The following is a 6,734-nucleotide window of genomic DNA, read 5'->3' as shown; positions in this document are numbered from 1 at the left end:
TAGTTTGCTCTTTGATTTTCATTGAGTATAAAATGATAATATGCACCCAACATACCTGCTGTATTTTGATGATGGGCAAATTCTAATCTTGTTTTCTCAGCCAAACTTGGTACCAAAGCTTCTTTCAAGGCTACACGAATTTTTGGTTTGAGGATAGCCTCTTGTCCCATGATACCACCACCTAGAATAACGACTTCTGGATTGGCCACATAGCAAATATTTGCCAGACCTTTTCCTAGATAGTCTACCATACGGTCAATACCAGCCATGCAAATCTTATTTCCTTCGGTAGCTTCCTTAAAGATACGTCGGCCATTCCACTGATCAACATCTTCTCCATGTGCTTCAGCTACATATTTCACTAAAGCTGTTGTAGAAGCCAAATCTTGGAACGCTCCATCCTGCATATGCATATAACCAACTTCGCAGGCTGAGTTGCTAAAACCATGGAAGACTTTCCCATCCATAATCAAACAACCACCGATACCGGTTCCAATAGTCAAGCAAAGGGTGACACTCGCTCCCTTGCCTGAACCAGATACCGCCTCAGCCAGACCTGCACAGTTGACATCATTTTCAATCTCACAAGGAATATTAAAGCTAGTCTCGATTTCCTTTTTGAACTGGGTGCCTGCGTAGTTAGGGATTTGAGGCCCAGCGTAGAAAATCTCACCCTTGTCTGGATCCACCATTCCTGCTGAAGAAATAGCAACACCTGCTACTGGGCCTTTTTCTAAATAGCTGGCTACGATATCTTTGGTCTTTTGTAAGATATGAGGCCCACCTTTATGCGCCTCTGTTGGCATTTCATGGGATTCAACAAGTTGGCCTTCTTGGTCGATCAAACCATATTTGATGTTGGTTCCACCGATATCAATTGCAACGTAGTGTGTCATAAATACCTCCTTATGGATTAGAGGAAGCGCTCCTTGGTTTCACGAATCAAGGCTGCAGCTGCTTCTACAACTGGACGATCTTCTTCAGTCACTGGCGTCAATGGTGAACGAACAGAACCAATGTTCAGTCCTTCATTGAGCTTCAAGACCTCTTTGATGACACCGTACATATTTCCATGTGCAGAAGTGAGTTTACCAATGATAGCATTGATAGCGTATTGCAATTCACGCGCTGTTTCCAAGTCTTTATCAGCAATCAACTGATTGAGTTTCAAGAAGAGTTCTGGCATGGCACCATATGTACCACCAATACCAGCTTTAGCACCCATAAGACGACCACCTAAGAACTGCTCATCTGGACCGTTGAAGACGATGTGGTCTTCCCCACCAAGGCTCACAAAGGTTTGGATATCTTGAACTGGCATAGAGGAGTTCTTAACACCGATAACACGTGGATTTTTCAACATTTCTGTGTAAAGGCTTGGAGTCAAAGCAACCCCTGCCAATTGAGGAATGTTGTAAATCACGTAATCTGTATTTGGAGCTGCAGAACTGATATCGTTCCAGTACTTAGCAACTGAGTATTCTGGCAAGCGGAAATAAATCGGCGGAATCGTTGCAATAGCATCTACTCCTAAGCTTTCAGCATGACGAGCAAGTTCCATACTATCTTTGGTATTGTTGCAAGCAACGTGAGCAATGATGGTCAATTTACCTTTGGCAACTGCCATGACTTCTTCTAAGATTAATTTACGGTCTTCAACGCTTTGGTAGATACATTCACCAGAAGAACCATTGACGTAAAGACCTTGAACACCTTTATCAATGAAGTATTGCACCAAGGCACGCGTACGTTCTGAACTTACTTCTCCTTGATCATCATAACATGCGTAGAAGGCTGGAATGACACCTTCGTATTTTTTTAAATCTGACATAGATTTTCTCCTAAGATTTCTTTTTTTCTGCTAGAAACAGAATTTATTCTTTACGTGTTTAGTATACACCTTGTAAAAAACGCTTTCAACACCTTGTGTACACTTAGATTTTAGTTTCGATATGAATTTTGAAATGTTTATGGCTTGAAAGTAGTTTCAGAAACAAGCCATCCTATTGGTATTTTGCGAAAATTTTCTCCATCAATCCAGTCTGGAGAAAGACCAAGAGCCCAAACCCAAAAAGCAGGAAGGCTGAGCCACCTAAAAGTAAACTGAAGGCGGACAGATAAAGAACCATCACAATGATAAAGAGAATAGCTAACATGAGGAAGAACCAAGGAAAGTTAAAACTTGCCAAGATAAGTCCTTTTTGTAGCACTTCTTTCCAAGTCAAATCATAGCGCGCAGCTATGGGGTAGCTAGCCAACATCACGATAGTGAGGAAGATAAGAACACCTAGACAAATAGCTTTTACCATTTGGAAAGGCATAGCTGTCTGCCCCCAAAAAAGATAGAGGTCTAAAATACTTAATGAGACGATACCCAACTCAAGCAGACCTAACTGAAGACCTAGTTTCAGATTTTGCTTGAAAGCTCTTAGATAGATTTTAAAGACAGGCACACGTCTACTCTTCTTAATCTCAAACATAGTCTCGTAAAGGCTAATTTTAGCCACTCCAATCGTCACGATGGGCAAACAAGAGACAACAAAAAGAAGATTGGCTGTCACGATATCCAAGACCTTCTCACTAAAACGCATGAGAAAGTTATCTGTATCAAATGCTGCCTTGATAAGGCTTACTCCTTTTTGTGCCATGTCTACTCCTCCTGAGTTTTTAATCAATCAAAATTTTAAAGAGATATTTGCGAACCTTCTCTTCCATACCTGCATAGCCATTTGGCTGGTGTGGTTCTCCTGGGAAGAAAATCGCAAAATTGTGATAACCCAACAAGAGTGGGTAGTGTTCATGACAATGCACAAAGCCAATGTCACTTGCTTCGTCGAATGCTACTGCCTCGTCTTTGATACGTGAACCGTAACTCGAATATTCATGTCCTTCTACCAGCAAATGCAAATCTGCATAGTTCTGATGATGCTCAAATTGATCATTTTCAGCTTGATTGAGGACATTTTCCTGAACAACTAGAAAGACCTTGTCCCCATCAATCTCATACTTTCCTAATTCGAAAGAATCCTTACGGTGCTGATAGAGATAGTCGATAGCCTTGTCTAGATTGGGATGAATTCCTTTGTAAAAGGTGATGTTTTTCAAATCGTCAAAAATCATACTCTTTCCTTCGTTTCTGATAGTTAACTAAAATCATTCTTAAGTTGATAAGTGTCTAACAAAATCTCTAAGGTAAGCAAATACCCAACATTTTGTAGACACTTATAACTCTGTATTCTCTTATACTCAATGAAAATTGAAGAACAAACTAGGAAGCTAACCGCAGGCAATACTTAAGTATGGCAAGGTGACGCTGACGTAGTTTGAATTCAATTTTCGCAGAGTATTAACCTTTGACAGCTCCCATAGTAATACCTTGTGTGAAAGATTTTTGGAAGACAAGGAAGACTGTTACGATTGGCACAGCTGCAAGAGCTGCACCTGCCATGATCAAACCGTAGTTGGTTGCCATTTCAGCCTGCATAGTCGCAACACCGAGTGAGATAGTCAAGTTGTTACGTGAAGTCAACATAACCAACTGCATGAAGTAGTCGTTCCAAGTGTTGATGAAGGTAAAGATTGCAAGGGCTGCAAATCCTGGTTTCACAATTGGGAAGGCTACGCTCCAGAAAGTACGAATCTCACCACAACCATCGATTTTAGCTGATTCAAGCAACTCTGTAGGGATGTTTTCGCTGAATTGTTTCATAAGGAAGACACCGAATGGCCATCCAATCAAAGGCAAGATAACTGCCCAAAGAGTGTCATGGATTCCCATGAAGTTGACGATACGTACCAATGGTACAAGGACAACTTGTTTTGGAAGTGCCATGGCAGCGATAAAGATGGCAAATAGAATACGTTGACCATAGAAACGTTTTTTAGCCAAGACATAGCCTGCTAGAGAAGAGGTTGCACAAACTAAGAACATGGTTACCAATGAGATAAATACAGAGTTCCACATCCACTGCATAGCAGGGTTTTGCACCATGAGTTGTTGGAAGTTTTCCATGGTTGGCATTTTAGGGAACCATTGTGGCGGAATCATAATGGTATCAGGTTGTGATTTGAAGGCCCCTGTCAAAATCCAGTAGAACGGAAAGATGAACAGCACGGTCAACAAGAGCAAGATAATAGTTGAAATAACAGTGAAAGCTGTTAAAGGTTTCTTTTGTGTAGATTGCATAGCTGTCTCCTTTCTTTAGTATTCTACGTCGTTTCCAAGTACTTTAAATTGAACAAAGCTTACGATAGCGATCATGACTGCCAAGAAGACACCGATAGTGTTGGCATAGCCGTATTCTGTCAATTGGAAGGCTTTTTCGTAAAGGTAGTACATCAGTGTACTTGTTGAGTAGTTTGGACCACCAGATGTTAACAACTGAATCAAGGCGAAACATTGGAATGAGTTAATTGTTGTAATGATTGCGATATAAAGTGTTGTCGGAAGGAGGCTAGGCCATTTAATCTTCCAGAACACTTGCAATTCAGTCGCACCATCAACCCGAGCTGCTTCCACCAATGAATTGTCAATATTTCCCATGGCAGCGATATAAAGGATAATCGGCTGACCAACTGAAGTTGTCAAAAGGATAATCATAATCGCCATCAAAGCCCAGTTTTTATCTCCCAACCAAGAAATGTTTTGGCTGATGATGTGGCTTGACTTAAGGACAAAGTTTAGAATCCCTGATAGTGGGTCATAGATCCATTTCCAAACAACTGTTACGGCAACACTACCTGTAACTACAGGAAGGAAGAAGACGAAACGGTAGAAGGATCTGGCAATAGCATTTTGATGATAGGTCTGAGATGCTACAAATAGTGAGAATAGAACAACAACTGGTACAGATCCAATAACCAGAATCACGGTATTGATCAAAGACTTCATAAAGACAGGGTCTTTAAACATGCGAATGTAGTTGTCCAAGCCCACAAACTCAAATTTAGTCATTGAGTAGTTAAAGAAACTTGTAATGAATCCCATAATCATAGGAGCCAAGACAAAGATGACAAAGAAGAATAATACTGGTGCTAGGAAAGCGTAGGAAATCACTGTTTCCCGCATACGAATTTTATTGACTTTCACAGTCGGCACCTCTCTTTCAAATAGAATAATTTTTTGACTTTCTTGAACTGTTTTAAAATCAAAATGAAATTTTTTAAGATTCGCTTATGTAAGAACTTCATTTTAATTTCGTGACAGTTCCTTACATTTCAAACAAAATCCTCCCTTTTCTTACATAGGCTATGCACGGGGAAAAGGGAGGAATCAATCTGATTTATACTCTTCGAAAATCGAATTCAAACCACGTCAGCGTTGCCTTGCCGTACTTAAGTACAGCCTGCGGCTTGTTTCCTAGTTTGCTCTTTGATTTTCATTGAGTATTAGTGCTTATTGTTTTGTAGCTTTTTTAATTGTTTCGTTAGCTTTTTCAGTAAAGGCTTTCAAAGCATCCGCTGGTTTTTCGTCACCATTTGATACAGATTGCAACATTGGGAACCAAAGTGTTCTCATTTCAGCAAAACCATTGATAGTGTTGTAGTATGGTGAGTAGTATTTAGTCCAACCACTGATTGTTTCCATACGTTTGTCTTCATAAACTTTGCCAAATGAAGTACGAACTGGGAAAGCACCTGTACGAACAACATCTTTTGGACCCCATTCTTTGTCATCCGCGATGAATTGAACGAATTTCTTAGATGCTGCAACTTTCTTGTCGTCTTTATTGTTGAATACTGCAAATCCGTTTACAAGGTATTCAAGAGCTGGTTTACCTGAATCTGATGGGAATGGTACTTCTACCACTTCTACTTTACTTGCTTCCAAGAGTTTAGCTTGGATACCGTTTTGAGATGGTGCCCAAAGGATTGTGTAAGATGTTTGACCGTTGGCAAAGTTTTGGATATCTGCTCCACCGTCAAATTGTGAACCGTTGTTCAACAAACCGTCTTTAATCCAGCTAGCTGCTTTTTCAAGACCTTTGACAAATTTAGGATCATCAGTTGTATATTTTGTTACATCTTTATCTGTTACAGAACCGCCATAAAGGTTTGCAATGAAGGCACGTGTTCCTTGGTCTCCCCCTTGACCAGAACTGAACAATGAACCTGGTGTGTAGCCTTTATCTTTAAGTGCTTTCAAAACTTTTTCAAAATCATCAGTAGTCCAACCTTCTTTTACAAGGTTTGCAACTCCAGCTTCTTCCAACATTTTCTTGTTCATAGCCATGTAGAATGGAGCTGAACTAATTGGATACATGTAAGCTTTGTCTCCAGCTTTACTTGCTTGTACGATATTTTCGTTGTTAACATCTTTGACGAATTCGTCTGTGAAGAGGTCGTTCAACTCAGCCAATTTACCATTTTTACCGTATTGGATGATACGTCCTGGTGCGTCAAACAGTACGTCTGGAGCTGTTCCTGCTTCGATAGCTGTTGTGATTTTTTCAGGACCTGACTTGAAGTCGATGGTTTCCAATTTCACTTTTACATCTGGATTTGCTTTTTCAAACGCTTCGATGATTGATTTTTCATATGTTCCAACACCGTCACCAGTTTTTTCTTGAGTGAAGACTGGGAATGCCCACCAAGTGATTTCTGTTTTTCCGCTATCGCTACCTGATTTCCCAGCATCTTTACTTCCGCCAGAATTACCACATGCAGCAAGGCCAAGAACCGCAGCACCCGCAAGTACTGTACAAGCTAGTTTTCTAAATTTCATTTGTATTCTC

The 6,734-nt window shown here is 40.3% G+C and carries 7 protein-coding genes; all 7 read right to left on the bottom strand.

Features of this window, described 5'->3' with window-relative positions; all coding sequences use genetic code 11:
* Positions 1-896 (bottom strand): ROK family protein (locus HMPREF2613_RS10750; protein ID WP_033681497.1); only part of this gene is annotated, 896 nt, incomplete at its 3' end.
* Positions 897-913: 17 nt separating this feature from the next.
* Positions 914-1,831, bottom strand: coding sequence for a dihydrodipicolinate synthase family protein (locus HMPREF2613_RS10745; protein ID WP_070480382.1), 918 nt, complete (start codon positions 1,829-1,831; stop codon positions 914-916).
* Between the two features lie 172 nt (positions 1,832-2,003).
* Entirely contained in the window at positions 2,004-2,648 is a 645-nt protein-coding gene (locus HMPREF2613_RS10740; RefSeq protein ID WP_070480381.1) for a YesL family protein, read from the bottom strand.
* Positions 2,649-2,667: 19 nt separating this feature from the next.
* On the bottom strand, positions 2,668-3,120 hold the full coding sequence (locus HMPREF2613_RS10735) for a NanQ anomerase/TabA/YiaL family protein (protein ID WP_000575452.1): 453 nt from the start codon (positions 3,118-3,120) through the stop codon (positions 2,668-2,670).
* Between the two features lie 226 nt (positions 3,121-3,346).
* Positions 3,347-4,186 carry a carbohydrate ABC transporter permease gene (locus tag HMPREF2613_RS10730; RefSeq protein ID WP_001192119.1) on the bottom strand — a complete coding sequence of 280 codons (840 nt, stop codon included), beginning with the start codon at positions 4,184-4,186 and terminating at the stop codon, positions 3,347-3,349.
* Positions 4,187-4,201: 15 nt separating this feature from the next.
* Positions 4,202-5,068 (bottom strand): carbohydrate ABC transporter permease, encoded by an 867-nt coding sequence (locus tag HMPREF2613_RS10725; RefSeq protein ID WP_161683542.1) that lies wholly within the window; start codon positions 5,066-5,068, stop codon positions 4,202-4,204.
* A gap of 327 nt (positions 5,069-5,395) precedes the next feature.
* Complete coding sequence (locus HMPREF2613_RS10720) at positions 5,396-6,724, bottom strand: ABC transporter substrate-binding protein (RefSeq protein ID WP_049552070.1); 1,329 nt, start codon at positions 6,722-6,724, stop codon at positions 5,396-5,398.
* Positions 6,725-6,734 lie beyond the last annotated feature (10 nt).

The sequence above is a fragment of the Streptococcus sp. HMSC070B10 genome, from assembly GCF_001808665.1.
Classification (GTDB): Bacteria; Bacillota; Bacilli; order Lactobacillales; family Streptococcaceae; genus Streptococcus.
The sequence above is the reverse complement of the archived record's forward strand: the minus strand, read 5'-3'. Positions and strand labels throughout refer to the sequence as shown.